The sequence below is a fragment of the Marivirga lumbricoides genome (assembly GCF_014636295.1).
In the GTDB taxonomy this organism is placed as follows: domain Bacteria; phylum Bacteroidota; class Bacteroidia; order Cytophagales; family Cyclobacteriaceae; genus Marivirga; species Marivirga lumbricoides.
Map to the genome: position 1 here is coordinate 1 of NZ_BMEC01000043.1, position 1,562 is coordinate 1,562.

Genomic DNA, 1,562 nt, shown 5'->3' on the forward strand with positions numbered 1-1,562 from the left:
GTAACTACTCAGGTACCAAATTAGCAGTAATAGCCAAGCAATCAAATATGTTTTTGTTTCTTTTGATAATGGTATCTATTACAGACCTGATAATTGCGAAAGAACGTGCACCGGATTCAGATCTAAATTGCCCTGATACCTTTTGTTTTATTTTCACATTCCTAATAGCTCTTTCGGAACCATTATTATCTGAAGGCACTAAGGAATGGTAGAGGAATTTGAATAAATAATTTCTGTTTTTGACGAGCCTCTTTCTAAAAGAGGTTATTTTCTTATACTTTTTATCTACCTCTATTTTTAGCAGTTCATCCAAGCCCACTTCTATTTGCTCAAGCTGTTTGCTGTTTGACTGGAATCCTTCTTTTTCTAAAGTTTTCCTGGCCCTTAGTGAATCCTGTAGGAGTTGCTTCATATTGACAGGCCAATCATGGTTAGGGTAAATTTCTATGAGATGGTTTAAATCCCTCAACAAATGGGCCATGCAAAGCTGATGTGACAGGGCGGGCGTGGCCAGCTGTGCGGCCCAAGCATCGCTCACTAATATTGATGAGGGAAAACCATCAGGGAAATTGTCTTTAACGGCCTTGATGCCCCTGCTTTCTGATACGGCAATAAAAGTATTGTAGGGGTTTTGCCATGTGTGTATCCAGAATTTCTCTCCATCCACTTTAACCCCTGTTTCATCCGCACCAACCACTACAGCCTTAGCTATATTTTCCTTTATACGCTGGTAGGCCAAGCTTGACTTTTCAGTAAAACTGTCAAGTAGGTTCTTTATGCTCCCTTGTGAAATAGGCATATTGTAGGCATCCTTAAGATACTCGCTTATTCGGTCATATGGCATGTATTGCCTAACCGACAAATAGGCAATAAGGCTTTCCACGTTTGCCCCATATTGAATAGGGGCGTTTACTTGGGAAGGGAAGTTTGATTTATTAATGTGCCCACAGCTACACTTTCTCTGGTAGCACTCATGCTGGGTATATATGGGCTTCACTATAGGTAGATCAACTACTTGGCGTTTGCTGAGCAATTCTTCATTCAAGCTGCTAATGTCTTTCTGACAGCTGCCACAAAAATTCGGAATGTGTTTGATTATTTCATCAGGTGCAATGCTGAATTTCAAGGTACTGCCTTCATGGCCTGGCTGACCTCCTGATTTCTTACCACTTTTTCCTCGTAGGCTTCGGTTTTTCCTGTTGTCTTCTTTGGAAGGTGGCACAGAACCGGTATTGCTGTTCTTGGGATGCTTAAGCTGATGAACTTCTTCTTCCAGATTACTTATTTTAGCTTCAAGTTTCAAGATCAAAGCGGATTGATCGCTAATGACTTGAAGAAGGTGTTTTATGAAGAGTTCTTGTTCCAAAGGCTATAAATTTTAACAAGTATAGCAGGAAAAATCAAGACTTTTTAAACAAAAAAATGTGTATAAACTCCTCATTAAGCTGATTTTCAGCTATTCGCCAATTAAATTACCCCCATGATGTTTCAGGCTACTTTTTAATTGGAAACTTATCCACACAACATGAAAAATTATTTTATTTTAGCACCTGAGTAGTTAC

General features: G+C 39.3%; 1 protein-coding gene. It reads right to left on the reverse strand.

What is annotated here, in order from left to right; translation table 11 throughout:
• Positions 1–4: 4 nt before the first annotated feature.
• The gene (gene tnpC / locus IEV85_RS24655; protein ID WP_188467935.1) at positions 5–1,366 is read right to left on the reverse strand and encodes an IS66 family transposase; all 1,362 of its coding nucleotides are present in this window, start codon (positions 1,364–1,366) and stop codon (positions 5–7) included.
• Positions 1,367–1,562: the final 196 nt, after the last annotated feature.